Genomic DNA, 16,219 nt, shown 5'->3' on the forward strand with positions numbered 1-16,219 from the left:
ACCATCCCCCGCACCAGCTTTTCCGGGCTCCGCCTGACGTTTATCACGCCAGGAATAACCGGCGTCATGCCGCACGGGATCAGGGGTTCTCGGGAAGGGACCACTCGGGGCTGTTGAGCATGCGCCAGCCCTCACCCGGCTCACCTGCGACGGAGTCGTCCGGGCGCCGGCTGCCGAGCAGGAAGTCGCCCACCGAGGACTCCTGGAGGTAGTCCAGGCCCAGCACCCGCGCGGACATGTCGGCGTCGCCGTTGCCCAGGGCGCACGGGGCGAGACCGAGGGCCGTCGCGACCAGGTACATCGTTTGGTAGAGCACGCCCGTGTGCCGGAGCGTGGTCGCGTAGGCGATGGCCCGGTACTTCCACGACATGCGCTGGAAGCGGGCCGTGACGGTGACGAGGACGTCCGGGCGCGCCTCCATGCCGGTGGCCCGGGAGGCCACGTGGAAGAGGGACTCCCGGTCGGCCTCCTCCTCGTTCCGCAGGACGAGCCGGTGGCCGACGGGGTCGTAGTAGTAGATGCCGGGCGCCAGGCCCTCGCAGCGCCGCACGGTGACGTACAGCTCCAGCTCGTAGCCCTGGCCGCCGCTCGGGTAGGGGCGGGAGACGACCTCGTCGCGGTCGCTGCCGGGCTCCGGCGTGTAGTGGGCGCGGACGCGCGCGACACGGTAGAGGAACTCGCCGAGCTGGCGGGCGGTCATCTCCTGGTCGCCGTAGCCCCGGATGGACCGCCGGGTCTCGATCGCCGTGGTGAGGGACGGGTCGTGGGCCGCGATCTCCTCCCGGGTCGGCCGGTGGAGGGGCACGGCGGGACCTTCGGGGACGGGCCGCACGGCCGGCCGGGGCTCGATGGCTCCCCGGTGGGGGTAGACGGCGCCGAACACGTCGTCGTACCGGCCGGAGCGGATGCGCGAGTGGAAGAGGAGGTCGTGGAAGTCCCACTGCCGCAGGACGGGTTCATCGTCCGAGGCGAAGGCCCCGCCCTCGTCCGCGAGTTCGGCGAATCCGGCGCCGACGAGGTGGCCGAGGACATCGGTGGTGCCGGCCGCGTCGAGACCGGCGTCGGCGCCGAGGCGGGCGGGGGTGCCGGGTTCGCCGAGCGCGGCGGCCAGGGTCCGGGCGGCGGGGTCGGTGAGCACCGCCCGGAAGGTGACCAGCGGCGACTCCAGGACGAGGGCGCCTTCGCGGGTGCGGCAGAAGGCGAAGCGGGAGAGCCGTACGGTCGCGTCGGCGGGGACGAGGACCGGCACGTACGCGGCCTCGCGTGCCACCGGCTCCAGGCGGAGCAACTCGCGCTTCCCGCCCCGGGCCAGGACGGCGTGCGCGACCAGGTGCCGGGCGCGGTCGAGGACCCGCTCGAACTGGACGCGCTCGGCGGGGCGCAGCCCCTCGTACAACTCCTCGGCGGGCCGGGGCCCTTCGGCGAGCCGCTCCAGGGCGGTCCGGACGCCGTCCCGGACGGGGCGGAGGGCGAGGGAGGTGGCGGGCCCGGCGAGGGTGGCGACGTCACCCCCGCCCGGGGCGAAGAGGACGCGCACGCCGCCGGTGAACGCCGGTACGGCGAGGGCGGGTCCGAGGGGGCGCGGGCCGGTGTCCGATGGTGTCTGCGTGGTCTGCACGGTGCCTCCGTGGGCGCGAGGATGACGGTCCGGCGCCGGGGCCGTACGACCCCGGAGGCCGGCGGACGGAAGGCGCCGCACGCAGGGCAGACGCCGGGCGACACTCTCGCGCGGGGAATCGGGCTCCGATCCGCGCCCGCCGAAATCGGTGACATCTCCTCGGCGATTCATGACTCCCGTCATCCCGGATTCCCCGATTCCCCTCCCCACCGGCCGGAATGACCGAGGTCATCGATTGCGTGACACATGCAAGAACCGGTGCTCACCCGCTCGGAGTTCCGCCGGTTCGCGCCCATGCTCGGAGAGCGAATTCACCACCGTTCCGAACCACTGTTCCGAACCACCGCCCGATCCACCACGCGATCCACCACCCGATCCACCACCCGATCCACCGTTCCCGGAAAACCGTCACGTTAGGAATCCGCTGTGTTCTCTCGCCGCAACGCGATACGACTCGGACTCACCGCCGGTGCCGTCGGCGCTGTCGGCGCGGCCGGCGGGGTGTTCCAGAGCCTCACCTCCGGTACGCAGGCGGTGGCCGCCGAGCCGCCCGCCGGCCCGCCCGCGGTCACCCCGTTCACCGTGCCGCTGCCCCGGCCGCGGGTCCTCGCCCCGTACCGCCGCACCCGGTCGGCCGACTACTACGCGGTCACCATGCGCAGGGCGCGGGTCGAGATCCTGCCCGGGCTGCGGACCGAGGTCCTGACGTACAACGGCACGTTCCCCGGCCCCACCATCCGGGCCCGCAGCGGGCGCACGGCCGTCGTGAAGCAGATCAACGCCCTCTCCGCGCCGACCTCGGTCCATCTGCACGGCGGGAACAACCCGCAGGACCAGGACGGCGGAATGATGGACCTGATCCAGCCGGGCCGCTCGAAGACGTACGTGTACGCCAACCGCCAGGTGGGCGCCACGCTGTGGACGCACGACCACGCGCACCACATGGAGTCCGAGCACGTCTACCGGGGCCTTTCCGGGCTCTACCTCCTCGGCGACGAGGCCGAGGACGCGCTCGGGCTGCCCTCGGGGCCGTACGAGGTGCCGCTGATCCTCCGGGACGCGCACTTCGACGCGGCGGGGCAGATGGTCTACACGATGGACGACGCGCTCAACCGCACGACCATCCTCGTCAACGGGGCCCCGTGGCCGTACATGAAGGTCAAGGCCCGCAAGTACCGCTTCCGGATGGTCAACTCCTGCAACCTGCGCATCTTCGTGATGGCGCTCTCCGACGGCAGCCCCATCATCCACGTCGGCTCGGACGGCGGGCTGCTGCCGGCGCCGGCGCCCTCGCCGGTGATCGTCCTCTCCCCCGGTGAGCGCGCCGACTTCGTCGTCGACTTCTCGCGGTACGCGCCGGGGACCCAGGTCACCCTGGCGAACATGCTGGGCCCCGGGCCGACCGAGCTCGTCGGGCAGATCATGCGCTTCGACGTCGAGGAGCAGGTGACCGACACCAGCCGGGTGCCGGACGTCCTCACCACCCTGCCGCCGCTGCCCACGCCGACCGTGGAGCGGAGCTTCGAACTGCGGATGGACGAGCCGGGCACGGGCCACCTCGCGTACATCAACGAGAAGACCTTCGACCACGACCGGATCGACACCGAGATCAAGTGGGGCGCCACCGAGGTGTGGACGGTCAGGAACACCAGCACGACCGTTCCGCACAACTTCCACACCCATCTGGTGCAGTTCCGCATTCTCGAGCGGGACGGAATGCCGGTCTATCCGGCGGAGGCCGGACTCAAGGACACCGTCCTCCTCTTCCCGGGGCAGACCGCGAAACTCCAGCTGACCTTCGACACCCACCGCGGGGTCTTTCCCTATCACTGCCACATGATCGACCACAGCGCCATGGGAATGATGGCGCAGATGCGTATCTCCTGAAGCCTTCCACACCTCTGAACTCCTCGTTCCGGAAAGGAGGAACCATGTACGTACGCCGCATTCTCGACGCTCTCGGAAAGGCCCCGGGGCGCGTGGTGATCCACCACGCCGACGAGGCCGTCACCGCCGGCCGGCTCGCCGGCTCGGTGCGGGCCACCACGGCCCTGCTGTACTCCCGCGGCGTCCGCCCCGGTGACACCGTCGCCGTGCTGACCGGCCCCAACCGGCCGTTGATGCTCGCCGCCCGGTACGCCGTCCATCTCCTGGGCGCCACCTCCGTGTACGTACGGTCGATGAATCCGCGTACCGACACGGAGACCTTCTCGGTCGCCACCCAGGCCCGACTCCTGGAGGACCTACGGGTGTCGGTGCTGCTCGTCGACGACGAGAGCGCCGAGCGCGGCGACTGGCTCACCCGCCGCGTCCCGGCCGTGACCGCGCTGACCGTCCCCTGGGGGGCGTCGGCCGGCTCCACCGAACCGCTGCCGGCGCGACTCCCCGAGCCGCGCCCGGACGACCTCGCGACCGTCGAGTTCACCAGCGGGAGCACCGGACGGCCGAAGATGGTCGCCCAGCGGTACGACACACGTGAGGAGCTCGTCAGCCGTCTCGCCCATGGCCTCGATCCCCGGGGACCCGCGACGCTGCTGTCCGTCACGCCGATCAGCCACACGACCGCGCCGATGGCGGACGCGGTGCTCGCGAGCGGCGGACGGGTCGTGCTGCACGACGAGTTCGACGCGGGCGAGGCCCTGGACGCCTTCGAGCGGCACGGGGTCACCGACGTCTATCTCGCCGTCCCGCACCTCTACCGGCTTCTGGACCATCCGGCCGCGCCGCTCACCGATCTGTCCTCGCTGCGCCGCATCACCTACAGCGGCACCCCGGCGGCGCCGGCGCGGGTGGCGCGGGCCGTCGAGCTCTTCGGCGACGTGCTCATCCAGGTGTACGGGACGACGGAGGCGGGCGGTATCAGCAGCCTCAACCCGCTGGACCACCGCGAGCCGGAACTGCTCGGCTCGGCGGGGCGTCCGTTCCCCTGGGTGCGGGTGGAGATCCGCGGCCCCGGCGGCGGCCCCCAGGTGGAGCGGGGGGTGTCGGGCGAGATCTGGATCAGCTCGCCGACGGTCACGGCCGGCTACCTCGGCGACGAGGAACGCACCGGGACGGTCTTCCGCGACGGCTGGCTGTGCACCGGCGACCTGGGGCACTGGGACCGGTACGGCTATCTCCGGCTCGACGGCCGGGTGGGCGACGTGATCAAGCACGGCGGGCTCAAGCTGGACCCGGCGGCCATCGAGGAGGCGCTGATGCGCCATCCGCAGGTGCGTCAGGCCACGGTGTTCGGGGTGCGGGACCGCGACTGGGTGGAGCAGGTGCACGCGGCCGTCGAGCTGTACTCGGGGGCCGGGCACACCTCCTGCGACCTGCGGGGCTATGTGGCCGCGGCGCTGACTCCGGAGCACACTCCGGTACGGGTCTCGGTCTGGCCGCGGCTGCCGCTCACGCCCTCGGGCAAACCGGACCGCGCCTACCTGCGCTCCGTCTCACCACCGGACCCCACCGCGTCGACCGCCCACACCACCGCCAGGGGCGGCCCGACCGCCACCGCACCGGGCGTCCCCAAGGCCTCCGCGCCGGGTCTCCCGACCACCTCCGCATCAGGCGCCCCGAACGCCACCGCCCTCCGCGGCGCCGGCGCCCCGCGCGTCGGTGGGACGGCCCTCAGCTCCCCGCGCGGAGCCACCGCGCGGGACGACCCCGTCCGCGTGAGCGGCGTGGGTCACCAGCCCGATCACGCCTCCTCGCGAACCAGAAAGGGCGTTCCATGACCGGTTTCGGCCACTTCGCCCGGTCGCTGCGGCTTCGGCGGCTCTACCGCCACAGCACGGCCGGCCTGATGATCACCCCTCTCGACCATTCGATCCACGACGGTCCCGTGGTGCCGAAGGGCACCACGCTCGACCAGCTCGCCGCCCGGATCGCGGCCGGCGGCGCCGACGCCGTCGTCGTGCACAAGGGCAGCGTCCGGCACATCAGCCCGGAGCGGTTCGCCGCGATGTCGCTGATCATCCACCTCAACGCGAGCACCAGCCAGGCGCTCGACCCCAACGCCAAGTACGTCGTCGCCGGCGTCGAGGAGGCCCTGCGCCTCGGCGCGGACGCGGTCAGCGTCCACGTCAACCTCGGCTCCGACGACGAGCGGCAGCAGATCGGCGACCTCGGCCGGATCGCCGACGCCTGCGACCGCTGGAACCTGCCGCTGCTCGCGATGGTGTACCCGCGCGGGCCGCGGATCAGCGACCCCCGGGACCCGGCGGTCGTCGCGCACGCCGTGACGATCGCCGCGGACCTGGGCGCGGACCTGGTCAAGACCGTCTTCCTCGGATCCACCGCGGAGATGCTCGACCTGACCGCGGCCTGCCCGGTGCCGGTGCTCGTCGCCGGCGGCCCCGCCCTGGAGAAGGAGGAGGACGTCCTGGCGTACGTCAGGGACGCCATCGCCGGAGGGGCGGGCGGGGTGGCCATGGGCCGCAACATCTTCCAGGCCAAGGACCCGCGCGCGCTGGCGGCCAAGGTCGCAAGGATCGTGCACCACTTCCCCGAACAGCACTTCACCACCGTCCCGTTCAGCGAGTCGGGCGGCCGGGAGCGGCTTCACAGCGAACGCCTCACCCCCGACCACCTCGACGGCACACCGCTCGACGACCCGCACCACGACGACACCCCTCACGACGACACCCACCTCGACGGCCCGTCGCTCGACGGCTCGTCTCTCGACCATCTGACAGGAGGTCCGCATCATGACGGACGCCAAACTGTGCTGGCTTGACATCCGCGAGGCCGGCGCCGCCACCGCCGCCGTCCTGGAGGAGGCCCTGCACCAGAAGATCGACGGCATCGTCGCCGCCGACCCGGCGGTGTTCACCGGTCTGCCGCCCACCGTCCGCAAGGTCCTGCTCTTCGAGGACGGCGCCGCCACCGTGCCCGCCGACCTGGGCGACGCCGACGTCGTGATCGTCCCCGGCCCGAAGGACGGCCGCGCCGAGCTCGAAGCGGCCCACCCGGACGTGCTGTTCGGGCGGTACGTGGAGATCGTCGACGCCGACACCCTGGAGGACGCCTGCCTGGCGGCGCGTCTCGAGGCGTGGAGCGTCCTCGACTTCCGCGACCCGACGAAGATCCCGCTGGAGATCGTCATCGCGGCCGCCTCGGGCGCGCCCGGCTCGATCGTGACGACGGCCGCCGACACCGAGGAGGCCGAGATCCTGTACGGCGTCCTGGAGCACGGCTCGGACGGGGTCCTGATGCGGGGCCGTACGGTCGGCGACGCGACGGCCCTGCGGACCGCGGCGACCGCGCACGGCGGGGAGATCTCCCTGGTCGAGCTGGAGGTCACGGCGACCACGCACATCGGCATGGGCGAGCGTGCCTGTGTCGACACCACGACCCACTTCCGCAAGGACGAGGGCATCCTGGTGGGCTCCCACTCCAAGGGCATGGTCCTGTGCGTCAGCGAGACCCACCCGCTGCCGTACATGCCGACCCGTCCGTTCCGCGTCAACGCGGGTGCCCTGCACTCGTACACCGTGGGGCAGAACGGCCGCACCCACTACCTGAGCGAGCTGCACGCCGGCAGTTCCGTCCTGGCGGTCGACGTCGACGGTCGTACGCGGCCGGTCAGCGTCGGCCGGGTGAAGATCGAGACGCGTCCGCTGATCTCCATCGACGCGGTCGCGCCCAGTGGTCAGACGGTCAACCTGATCCTCCAGGACGACTGGCACGTGCGGGTCCTCGGCCCCGGCGCCTCGGTGCTCAACAGCACCGAACTCAAGCCGGGCGACCGCATCCTGGGTCACCTGCCGACGGCCGACCGTCATGTCGGCTACCCGATCAACGAGTTCTGCCTGGAGAAGTAGGAGCGCACGGAGCGCCCTGCTCCACCCTGTCGTGAAGCCCCGCCCCGGCACGCCTCGTGCCGGGGCCGGCGCGCGTCCGGGCGCCACCACCGTCCTCACAGCAGCCCGCATTCCGCCGCGATGCGCGCCGCGTCGAACCGGTTGCGCCCGCCGAGCTTCTTGATCGCCGCCGAGGTGAGGTTCCGTACCGTCCCCGCCGCGAGGTAGAGCTCGCCCGCGATCTCCTTGACGGTCGCCCCGCCGGCGGTCAGCCGCAGGACGTCCGTCTCCCGGACGCTGAGCACCGTCTCCCCCGCCGCCGGTGTCCGGAGCAGCCCGGGGTCGACGGTGAGGCAGCCCCCCGCGACTCCCACGAGGGTGGTGATCAGCTGCGGGAGCCGGGCCGTCTTCGGTACGACTCCGAGTGCTCCGGCGGCCACCGCCCGGTCCACCACGGACGGGGTGGCCGAGCCGACCATCAACGCCACTCCGCAGCTCGGATGGTGCGAACGCACCTCGGTGGCGGCGTGCAGCGCCTTGCCTCCCATGGTGCTCTCGCCGAGCAGGAGCACCGTGGGCCGGTGCCGCTGGACGGCCGGGAGCACCGCCTCGAAGGTCGTGGCGAGCCCCACGACATCCAGGCCGTTGGTGCCGTTCAGGGTCTCGGCGAAGGCCTCCAGGACCAGTTGGTGGTCACCGGCCACGACGACGCGAATGGACATCTCTCTCCCCGTGGTGACTTCTTTGTGCCTTCTGTGTGGCGGTCTGTGGTGGCGGCCCTCGCGGCCGCCACCCTCAGCGGCTGGTCGCCCGCGCCGCGTCGGCGGCCAGGCCGTCGACGACGGAGCGGAGCCAGCCGCGGTCCCCGGCGGTCGTCGTGTCCGGTCCGGCCGCCGCGGCCGGGGTGCGCTCGATGTGCCGGGCGCCGGGCGGCAGAGCGGCCGCGAGCGCGGCCGACACGGCCCGGAAGGCACGCAGCAGTTCGCCGGGGGCGTCCGGCGCCGGCAGGACGACGACGGCGGCGTTCACCGGGGCCGCGTCGGCGGCGATCTGGCCGGGCAGCCGGGCAGCCTCGGCCGGATCGCGGATGTCGATGCGGTACGGCAGGGCGAGCAGGCCCGCGTCGTTGAGCGCCTTGCAGAGGAAGGCCGCGTTGGTGGCGGCGTCGTCGCCGCGGTCCGGGTGACCGGCGCCGACGACGGCGACGATCGCCCCGGCGGCGCTCAGCCGCGTCGCGAGCTCCCGGCCGATGCCCGTGGTGGCATCGACGACGAGGACGACGAGGCCGTCGAGCTGCGGCGGGGAGGAACCGGTCTGGAGCACGTGACGTCCCTTTCGAGGAGATCGTCGAGCGGGTAGCGTGATGATCGTGTGAATGGGGTGAATCGGGGCCGCTCGGGCGATAGGGCGCGGGACCCGGTTCGGAACTCCGCCCCGACCGACCCCGGGGCGGTACGACCATTGGGGGACACCGTGGACGAGGTCTCGTCGCTCGACCAACACACGCTGGGCGTATACCGCGCGATCCTGTTCCACAAGGAGCACGATCCCGAACGGCTGGCGAAACTCCTGAGTTGCACGACGGACCAGGTGGAGGAGGCGCTCGACCTTCTGACGCGGCTCTCCCTGCTCGCCCCGTCCCGGGACAGTCCGGGCCGGATGCGCGCGGTGAACCCGTCGCTCGGTCTCAAGGTGCTGCTCCAGCGGGAGGAGCGCGAACTCGCCTCGCGGCAGCAGCGGATCGAACAGAATCGTGCCGCCCTCGCCGCCCTCGCGGCCGAGTACACGGCATCGGGCCCGTCGGGCGGTCTCGACGGGGCGGAGCACCTCGACAACGTCGACGACATCCGCATCCGGCTCGAAGCCCTGGCCGAGTCCTGTACGCACGAGTCGCTCGCCTTCCATCCGACCAAGGCCCTGAGGGCGGAGTCCGTGGAGGCCGGCCGGCCCCTGAACGAGCGGGCGATGGAGCGTGGTGTGCGCTTCCGGACGATCTACCTGGACAGCGTCGCGGGTGACCGCGTCACCCGGGGCCACGCCCAGTGGATGGCGGAGCGCGGCAGCGAGATACGGACCTCGCCGACTCTCCCGATGCGTCTCCTCATCGTGGACACGACGGCGGCGGTCGTGGCCGGGCTGCCGGGTCAGGCCCAGCCGTCCGCGCTGCTTTTCAGCAGCCAGCCGGTGGTCCTGGCCATGCGGGCCCTGTTCGAGGCGTACTGGGAGCACTCCAGTCCCCTCGACGGGCCCGGTGACGCCCTGCTGCCCGGTGGGCTCACGCCGCAGGAGCGCAAGCTCCTGCAACTCCTGGCGAGCGGTCTCACCGACGAGGCGGTGGCGCGGGCGCTCGGCATCGGGGTGCGGACGGAGCGGCGGATCGTGGCCGACCTGATGGAGCGGCTCGGTGCGTCCAGCCGGTTCGAGGCGGGGGTGCAGGCGACGCGCAGGGAATGGATCTGAGCGAGGCCGGCGGCGACGGTGACACGCATGGTGTTCAGTCCTTCGGGGCGGTGTCCCAGACGAAGTCGTCCGGGGCGTCGGGGCAGGGCAGGCCGGGAAGGCACGGGATCCCGGGGAGGTCGCCGGGCATGCCCGGCCGGGGCGGGAGGTCCCAGACGAAGTCGTCGGGGGTGTCGGTGACGACCGGCGGGACGACGGGGGCGGCCTGGGCCGGGGAGGCCATCAGGACACCGCCGAGGACGGCGGCGGCGACGGCGGCGAGGACACCGCTTGCGCGGCGGGAGCGACAGGACATGGAGGTCTCCGTTCCGGGTTCGGATGCGGTACGGGTGCGGCGTACGTGCGTGTCAGGAGGTCCTTGGCGGCCGGTGACTTTTCAGCCGTCCCGGCCGCACACCTAGAGGAAATCACCGTGGTGCCCCGGCTGTCCGCTTCCGGACAGGCCAGGAAGCTGCCTGGCAACGAGCTGCCTCACGACCTGCGGGAAACGGCGGGGGCAGGCACCGGGCGGACCCTCTCGTTCCGGCCAAAAGGCCAGGTGAGGGGGCGCATCCGAGTTCGTGCGCGCCGGGCCGGAATCCGGCCACGGGCATGTGATGCAGCGAGTTGCCACCGGCACGGGGCGATCGGAACCGCTCAGGGAACGATGCCGTGCGCATCCGGCACCACGGTCAGCAGCGCCGAGACGACCACGATCGCCGCGAGGACGGACACCTCCACGCGCGCGGGTGCCTGGGCGTCGCCGCCGGACAGCATCCGCCCCCGGGCGGCGAGCGCCAGCAGGCTCGCCCCGCCGAACAACACCAGCTTCACCAGCAGGACCCTGCCGTAGGCGCTGCTCAGGACGGCGTCGAGGGGGAGCTTGCGCAGGGTCGTGGCGGTGCCGGTGACCGCGAGCGCGGCGTACACCCATGCGGCCATCCGGGCGTACCGGACGAGGACCTCCCGCCCGCCGCCGCGCAACCGCATGGTGCGGAGCACGTACAGGAGCGTGCCGGCCCAGAGGGAGGCGGCGGTGAGGTGGACGAAGGTGAGCGAGGTGCCCACGAGGGGCTGGTACGTCTCCGGGTGGGCGCGCAGCGCCTCGGCGCCGACGGCGACGGCGAGCGGCAGGGCGGCGAGCCCGGGGCGCCGGGATGCGGCGCAGAGGGCCGCGAGGACGAAGGCGTTGGCCGTGACGAGGACGAGACGGCCCTCGCGGAGCCCGTACACGATGCTCGGGCTCAGTCCGCTGACGGCCGCGAAGAGCAGCAGGAGCCCGGCCGAGGCGGCCGCGGCGAGGAGGGAGGCGGGTACGGACCAGGCGCGGGGCCGTGGCCCTCCGCCCGCGAGCCGGCATCCGACGAGTTCGCCGAGGTGCACGGCCAGACCGGTGAAGACGAGGAGCCGCAGCAGCGTGGTGGTGCCCGCGGCGGGTATCCGGAGCTCGTCCGTTCCCGCCTGGGCGAGGCCCGCGCCCAGCAGGGCGACGACGAGGACGGCGACTGCGGCGAGGACCGCTGCCGTCAGACGGCTCGGGGTACCGAAAGGTCCGGGAAGCGTCACCGGACGATCGTCACCGAGCCCCGAACGGGCGGCAACTCAGCGTTGCGCCGCCCGTCGGGGCGGGCGGGTCAGACCTTGCTGTAGTGGGCCCAGAACTCGTCCCAGGACAGGACGCCGTCGCCGTTGGCGTCGCGCTGCTTGATAAGGACCTCGGCGACCGTCTCGGTGACGTTGAAGTCGCCGTGGCGCGCCATGAGGCTCTTGTACTCCGCGGCGGTGATGAAGCCGTCGCCGTCCGCGTCGAACTGGTTGAATGCCGTGCGTGCCGACTCGATGTCCGCCACTGCTTCCGCCCCTTCTTGGTGCTTCTCTGACGGGGGTCAGATTAGCTGGCCCCCGTCCTGCCGGATGATGGTGGTATGAGCAGCGAAGTGGCACGGATCCTGGCGGCGGCGGCGCGCGGGGAGTTCCCTCCCCCGGACGGGGCGACGACGGTGGTGCCGCAGCCGGGCCCCCGGGACGCCGGGGTGCTCGCCTTCACCGCCCATTCGGTGGTCTTCACGGACGCCGACCCGGAGTGGGTGCGGGCCGCGCTCGCGGCCGCGTCGAGCGATCCGCTGGCGGCCAGCATGAACCCGGGTTTCCTGGTGGCGCTGATGGCCCGTACCGGCCGGCACATGAACACGATCGACCTGCTCACCGTCGCCGACGCCCTGCCGGGCGATCCTCCGATGGAGCTCCGGGAGATCGTGGACCCGGACCACCCCCGGGTCGCGCGGGCGCTGAAGTTCCGCGACGAGGTCCGGGTGTGGGCGGCGGACGGCGGTCTCGTGGTCCTGGGGCGGGGCGTGGCGGGCCGCTGGGAGGCGGCGGTCGAGGTCGACGAGGAGGTACGCCACCGGGGCCTGGGCCGGGCGCTGGCCACGGCGGCCCGGCATCTCACGCCGGACTCCGTGGTCTGGGCCCAGCAGTCCCCCGGCAACGCCCGCAGCGTGCGTGCCTTCCAGGCGGCGGGCTACCGCCCGGTGGCCTCGGAGGCCCTCCTGGTCGCGGGCTGACCGCCCGCTCACCGGCTTCACCGGAAGATGCCGGTGTGGCCGAGGGAGTAGCGGCCCGGCTGCGGGTAGACGGCGAGGCCGTGGGGGCCGCCGCCGACCGGGATGCGGGCCAGCTGCTTCCCGGTCGTGGTGTCGATCGCGTACACCTCGGAGTCGTAGCGGCCGGAGAGCCAGAGGACCTTGCCGTCGGCGGAGACTCCTCCCATGTCGGGGGAACCGCCGTCCGGCAGCCACCACTTCTTCGTCAGCTTGTCCTTCTCGAAGTCGAAGACGGAGATGGAGCCCTCGCCGCGGTTGGGGACGTACATCTCGCGGGAGTCCCGGCTGATGTAGAGCCCGTGGCAGCCCTTGCCGGTGGGCAGCAGGGTCGGGGTGGTGAACTTCTCGCCGTCGAGGACCCACATGCCGTGGGCCATCATGTCGGCGATGTAGAAGGTCTTGCCGTCCGGGGAGATCTTCACGTCCTGCGGCATGGCGCCCTCGAAGGGCAGTCTCTGCTGGCCGATCACCTCCATCTTCTCGGTGTCGACCTTGAGCAGCTCGCCGGAGAACTCGCAGGAGACGACGAAGTAGCGGCCGTCGGCGGAGAAGTCGGCGTGGTTGACGCCGTAACAGCTGACCGGGACGGTCTTCTTCCGTTCCATGGTGTGCGGGTCGCGGAAGACGAGTTCGCGGTCGAGCGAGGCCATCACGATGGCGTACTTGCCGTTGGGCGTGAAGTAGAGGTTGTACGGGTCGTGGACCTCGACGGGTTTGCCGGCGACGCCGGTGGCCGGGTCGATGGGGGTGAGCGTGTGGCCCCGGTTGTTGTTGACCCAGAGCGTCTTCATGTCCCAGGAGGGCACGACGTGCTGGGGCTGGATGCCGACGGGGATGGTCTCGACGACCTGGTAGGTGGCCGGGTCGATGACGGAGACGGTGTTGGAGTTGGTGTTGGGGACGTAGACCCGGGAGGGGAAGTTCCTGACGACCGGTGAGAGCTTGTCGGGCCGGTCGGCGGCGTAGACGTCCTTCGGGTCGAGGAGCGGCGGCATCCCGGGGAGCCCGGCGGGGGCGGCGGCGGGCTTGGGGACGGCGGGGGCGGCCTTCTTCACCGGGGCCGCGCCGTCGCCCGGGTCCCCGGTGCCGCAGCCGGCGAGCGCGGCGAGGAGGGCGGCGGCGAGGAGGGTCCTGGTCCGCCTCGTGAGGTGTCCCCGCGGACGGTGTCCCTGCGGGCGGTGTTCCTGCGGACGGTGTTCCTGCGTCAGGTGTCCCTGCGGGCGGTGTCTCCGGGTGCGGTGTGCCATCAGGTCAGCAGCTCCGTGGTGGTGACCGCGCGCAGTCCGCGACGGTCGAGGTCGGCGAGGAGGAGGGGCAGCGCGGCGGCGGTGTCCGGGTAGCCGAAGTGCAGGCTGACGACGGATCCGGCGCGGACGGATCCGGTGACGTTGCGGACGACGGCGGTGGCGCCGGGCGAGGTGAAGTCGAGGGAGTCGACGTCGTACGAGAGGACGTGCGGGTATCCGGCGCGGTGGGCGGCGCGCAGCACGGCGGGGGCGGCGTGCTGGGTACGGGAGGGCCGGAACCAGGTGCCGATGGAGCCGGTGAGCCGGCGCAGCCGGGTGGCGCAGGCCTCGATCTCGGCGAGGGCCTCGGTCTCGGTCATGGCGTTGACGTCGATGTGGCGCTGGGTGTGGTTGCCGAGGTCGTGTCCGCCGTCGAGGACCCGGCGGGCCAGGTCGGGGTGCCGGTCGAGCCAGCTGCCGACGGCGAGGACGGTGACGCGGGCGCCGGCCTTCTCGGCCTGGCCGAGGAGCGTCCGGGCGAGGGCGGGGTCGCCCTGGCCGTGGAAGGTGAGCGCGACCCGGGGCCGGTCGCGGGGACCGTGGGCGATCTCGGCGGGCTGCCCGGGGAGGCTCCGGGGCGCGGGGGCCGCGACGGGTGCGGGTGCCGGGCGCCGGGGTGCGGGCGCGGCGGGGCGGGGGGTCGTGCCGCAGGCGGTGGCGAGGGCTCCCGCGAGGGCGGCGGTCGCACCTGCCCGGAGGGCTCCGCGGCGGTCGATCGGCTTCACGCGACCATTTAAGGGCGGTAACGCCCGATTGATGACGATTAGGCCAATTCAGGACGTTTGCGGGCCCTACCGGAGGCGTCCAGCATGCGGACGAACCCGAGGAACAATCAGGGAACCGCATAATCATTCATTGTTTGCAAGGTGAGTGTGCCACGTCACCAACGATTCACTATTGAAGTGTCCAGTTTTAGTGGAGATTGCCCCACTAGGGACTTTTGGCGGTATGGCCACCTGTCTGCCATAGTCGGTGGCACGACCCCCATTGACCCGGGCCAGGTCGACATAGCAGCCGTGGATACACCCCCCCGTCCACGGCGCATCCCACGAAAGCCCCCACGCGCCCCACTACGGCGCACGGGGGCTTCCGTGCGTCCGGGGGCCGGCGTCGATCAGGGACGGTCGGCGACCCGCATCTCGAACCAGGTCGTCTTGCCGCGGGGCGCCAGGTCCACACCCCACCGGTCCGAGAGCTTGTCGACCAGGAAGAGCCCCCGGCCGCTCGTGTCGAGCTCGTGCACCGGCATCAGACAGGGCAGCCCCCGCGAGGGGTCCCGCACCTCGATCCGGATCCAGCCGCGCCGCCGCTGCAACCGCAGCGCGAAGACCCGCGCACCCGTGTGCCGCACCGCGTTCCCGACGAGCTCCGACACGAGGAGCACCGCGTGCTCGGCGATCTGCGGGCCGAGCGCCCACTGCCGCAGCACGACGTGATGCGTGAGCCTGCGGGCCACCCAGGCGGATTCGGGCCGGGACGGCAGCCGGACATCCTCCTCGGCCGGATTGCCGTACAACTCCACTGCGTCGGCGGCCTGTTCGTCGTCCGCGGCCGGTGACCACCGCGCTGCGGCGGCGCCAGTGCGCTGCCACGGTTGTTCCCTACCCTCCAGGCCCGCCATGCCCCCCATCATGGCCGCACGGAGTCGTTCGCGGGGGCCGTTCCGGTGGAATCGGCCCCCACGAAAGGGGGGTCTGTCACCTCAGGGCCCCTCAGGCGAACTTCGCCTTCCCCGGGCCCTCCTCGACGAAGCTGCGCATCCCGTTCTCGCGGTCCTCGGTCGCGAACAGGCCCGCGAACCAGTTGCGCTCGATGGCGAGACCGGTGTCGATGTCGGTCTCCAGGCCCTGGTCGATCGCCTCCTTCGCGGCCCGCAGCGCGACGGCCGGGCCCTGCGCCAGCTTGGCGGCCCAGGCGTGCGCCTGCTCGTACACCTCGGCGGCGGGGACGACCCGGTCGACCAGACCCAGCGTCAGGGCCTCGTCGGCCTTGACCATCCGGCCGGTGAAGATGAGGTCCTTGGCCTTGGAGGGGCCGACGAGCCGCGCCAGCCGCTGGGTGCCGCCGGCGCCGGGGATCAGGCCGAGCAGGATCTCCGGCTGGCCGAGCTTGGCGTTGTCGGCGGCGATCCGGTAGTCGGCGCAGAGCGCGAGCTCGCAGCCGCCCCCGAGGGCGTAGCCGGTGACGGCCGCGACGACCGGCTTGGGGATGCGGGCGACGGCGGTGAAGGAGTCCTGGAGGGCGCGGGAGCGCTTGACCATGGCCACGTGGTCCATGACCTGCATCTCCTTGATGTCCGCGCCGGCCGCGAACACCTTCTCGCCGCCGTAGATGATCACGGCCCGTACGTCGTCGCGGTCGGTCGCCTCCTGGGCGAGCTCGCGCAGCCGGTCCTGGGTGGCGATGTCCAGGGCGTTCATCGGGGGGCGGTCGAGGCGGATCGTGCCGACGCCTTCGGCGACTTCGAGGTTCACAGTCATGGGAGGA

Annotated in this window: 16 protein-coding genes; 6 read left to right on the forward strand and 10 right to left on the reverse strand. The window is 72.3% G+C overall.

Translation table 11 applies throughout. From position 1 onward, the window contains the following. Positions 1-79: 79 nt before the first annotated feature. Complete coding sequence (locus tag N5875_RS11795) at positions 80-1,618, reverse strand: SagB family peptide dehydrogenase (protein ID WP_338493500.1); 1,539 nt, start codon at positions 1,616-1,618, stop codon at positions 80-82. Between the two features lie 426 nt (positions 1,619-2,044). Between N5875_RS11795 and N5875_RS11800 the strand changes: the two genes are divergently transcribed. The 4 genes from N5875_RS11800 to N5875_RS11815 are packed head-to-tail and all read left to right on the forward strand — an operon-like array spanning position 2,045 to position 7,425. Beyond that, entirely contained in the window at positions 2,045-3,505 is a 1,461-nt protein-coding gene (locus tag N5875_RS11800; protein ID WP_338493501.1) for a multicopper oxidase family protein, read from the forward strand. A 44-nt stretch (positions 3,506-3,549) separates the two neighbouring features. Then, positions 3,550-5,337 carry an AMP-binding protein gene (locus tag N5875_RS11805; protein ID WP_338493502.1) on the forward strand — a complete coding sequence of 596 codons (1,788 nt, stop codon included), beginning with the start codon at positions 3,550-3,552 and terminating at the stop codon, positions 5,335-5,337. Then, a complete protein-coding gene (locus N5875_RS11810) occupies positions 5,334-6,338 on the forward strand; it encodes a 2-amino-3,7-dideoxy-D-threo-hept-6-ulosonate synthase (RefSeq protein WP_318207786.1) in 1,005 nt (334 codons plus the stop codon). The genes N5875_RS11805 and N5875_RS11810 overlap by 4 nt, the downstream gene beginning before the upstream one ends. Further along, positions 6,310-7,425, forward strand: coding sequence for a 3-dehydroquinate synthase II family protein (locus N5875_RS11815; RefSeq protein WP_318207787.1), 1,116 nt, complete (start codon positions 6,310-6,312; stop codon positions 7,423-7,425). The genes N5875_RS11810 and N5875_RS11815 overlap by 29 nt, the downstream gene beginning before the upstream one ends. Before the next feature lie 95 nt (positions 7,426-7,520). Here the strand turns inward: N5875_RS11815 and N5875_RS11820 are convergent, their stop codons facing one another. Both N5875_RS11820 and N5875_RS11825 read right to left on the reverse strand, forming a co-directional pair. Next, a complete protein-coding gene (locus N5875_RS11820; RefSeq protein ID WP_187623151.1) occupies positions 7,521-8,126 on the reverse strand; it encodes a response regulator transcription factor in 606 nt (201 codons plus the stop codon). A 73-nt stretch (positions 8,127-8,199) separates the two neighbouring features. Next, entirely contained in the window at positions 8,200-8,727 is a 528-nt protein-coding gene (locus N5875_RS11825; protein ID WP_338493504.1) for a hypothetical protein, read from the reverse strand. Between the two features lie 150 nt (positions 8,728-8,877). Between N5875_RS11825 and N5875_RS11830 the strand changes: the two genes are divergently transcribed. Continuing rightward, positions 8,878-9,864 carry a helix-turn-helix transcriptional regulator gene (locus tag N5875_RS11830; RefSeq protein WP_318207789.1) on the forward strand — a complete coding sequence of 329 codons (987 nt, stop codon included), beginning with the start codon at positions 8,878-8,880 and terminating at the stop codon, positions 9,862-9,864. A gap of 34 nt (positions 9,865-9,898) precedes the next feature. Here N5875_RS11830 and N5875_RS11835 read toward each other — a convergent pair whose 3' ends face one another. The 3 genes from N5875_RS11835 to N5875_RS11845 form a co-directional block, all read right to left on the reverse strand. Then, on the reverse strand, positions 9,899-10,159 hold the full coding sequence (locus tag N5875_RS11835; protein ID WP_318207790.1) for a hypothetical protein: 261 nt from the start codon (positions 10,157-10,159) through the stop codon (positions 9,899-9,901). A gap of 341 nt (positions 10,160-10,500) precedes the next feature. After that, positions 10,501-11,409: a CopD family protein gene (locus N5875_RS11840; RefSeq protein WP_318207791.1), complete on the reverse strand. Its 909-nt coding sequence runs from the start codon at positions 11,407-11,409 to the stop codon at positions 10,501-10,503. Positions 11,410-11,477: 68 nt separating this feature from the next. Then, positions 11,478-11,693 (reverse strand): EF-hand domain-containing protein, encoded by a 216-nt coding sequence (locus N5875_RS11845; RefSeq protein WP_338493508.1) that lies wholly within the window; start codon positions 11,691-11,693, stop codon positions 11,478-11,480. 75 nt (positions 11,694-11,768) lie between these two features. Here N5875_RS11845 and N5875_RS11850 point away from each other — a divergent pair, with 75 nt between their 5' ends. Further along, positions 11,769-12,407 (forward strand): GNAT family N-acetyltransferase, encoded by a 639-nt coding sequence (locus N5875_RS11850; protein WP_318207793.1) that lies wholly within the window; start codon positions 11,769-11,771, stop codon positions 12,405-12,407. A 17-nt stretch (positions 12,408-12,424) separates the two neighbouring features. On the opposite strand, the gene N5875_RS11855 is transcribed toward N5875_RS11850, so the two are convergent. The 4 genes from N5875_RS11855 to N5875_RS11870 form a co-directional block, all read right to left on the reverse strand. Next, positions 12,425-13,693: a hypothetical protein gene (locus N5875_RS11855; RefSeq protein WP_318207794.1), complete on the reverse strand. Its 1,269-nt coding sequence runs from the start codon at positions 13,691-13,693 to the stop codon at positions 12,425-12,427. Continuing rightward, the gene (locus N5875_RS11860) at positions 13,693-14,457 is read right to left on the reverse strand and encodes a polysaccharide deacetylase family protein (protein ID WP_338493510.1); all 765 of its coding nucleotides are present in this window, start codon (positions 14,455-14,457) and stop codon (positions 13,693-13,695) included. The genes N5875_RS11855 and N5875_RS11860 overlap by 1 nt, the downstream gene beginning before the upstream one ends. A 389-nt stretch (positions 14,458-14,846) precedes the next feature. Further along, on the reverse strand, positions 14,847-15,353 hold the full coding sequence (locus N5875_RS11865) for an ATP-binding protein (protein ID WP_318207796.1): 507 nt from the start codon (positions 15,351-15,353) through the stop codon (positions 14,847-14,849). Between the two features lie 91 nt (positions 15,354-15,444). Beyond that, on the reverse strand, positions 15,445-16,212 hold the full coding sequence (locus N5875_RS11870) for an enoyl-CoA hydratase-related protein (RefSeq protein ID WP_318207797.1): 768 nt from the start codon (positions 16,210-16,212) through the stop codon (positions 15,445-15,447). Positions 16,213-16,219 lie beyond the last annotated feature (7 nt).

The sequence above is a fragment of the Streptomyces sp. SJL17-4 genome (assembly GCF_036826855.1).
Classification (GTDB): domain Bacteria; phylum Actinomycetota; class Actinomycetes; order Streptomycetales; family Streptomycetaceae; genus Streptomyces.

What these genes read in the sequence shown, in the direction of transcription:
- N5875_RS11810 (WP_318207786.1), top strand. Translation starts at nt 5,334, where the DNA reads ATGACCGGTTTCGGCCACTTCGCCCGGTCGCTGCGGCTTCGGCGGCTC.
- N5875_RS11865 (WP_318207796.1), bottom strand. Translation starts at nt 15,353, where the DNA reads ATGGCGGGCCTGGAGGGTAGGGAACAACCGTGGCAGCGCACTGGCGCC.
- N5875_RS11820 (WP_187623151.1), bottom strand. Translation starts at nt 8,126, where the DNA reads ATGTCCATTCGCGTCGTCGTGGCCGGTGACCACCAACTGGTCCTGGAG.
- N5875_RS11815 (WP_318207787.1), top strand. Translation starts at nt 6,310, where the DNA reads ATGACGGACGCCAAACTGTGCTGGCTTGACATCCGCGAGGCCGGCGCC.
- N5875_RS11870 (WP_318207797.1), bottom strand. Translation starts at nt 16,212, where the DNA reads ATGACTGTGAACCTCGAAGTCGCCGAAGGCGTCGGCACGATCCGCCTC.
- N5875_RS11850 (WP_318207793.1), top strand. Translation starts at nt 11,769, where the DNA reads ATGAGCAGCGAAGTGGCACGGATCCTGGCGGCGGCGGCGCGCGGGGAG.
- N5875_RS11805 (WP_338493502.1), top strand. Translation starts at nt 3,550, where the DNA reads ATGTACGTACGCCGCATTCTCGACGCTCTCGGAAAGGCCCCGGGGCGC.
- N5875_RS11835 (WP_318207790.1), bottom strand. Translation starts at nt 10,159, where the DNA reads ATGTCCTGTCGCTCCCGCCGCGCAAGCGGTGTCCTCGCCGCCGTCGCC.
- N5875_RS11855 (WP_318207794.1), bottom strand. Translation starts at nt 13,693, where the DNA reads ATGGCACACCGCACCCGGAGACACCGCCCGCAGGGACACCTGACGCAG.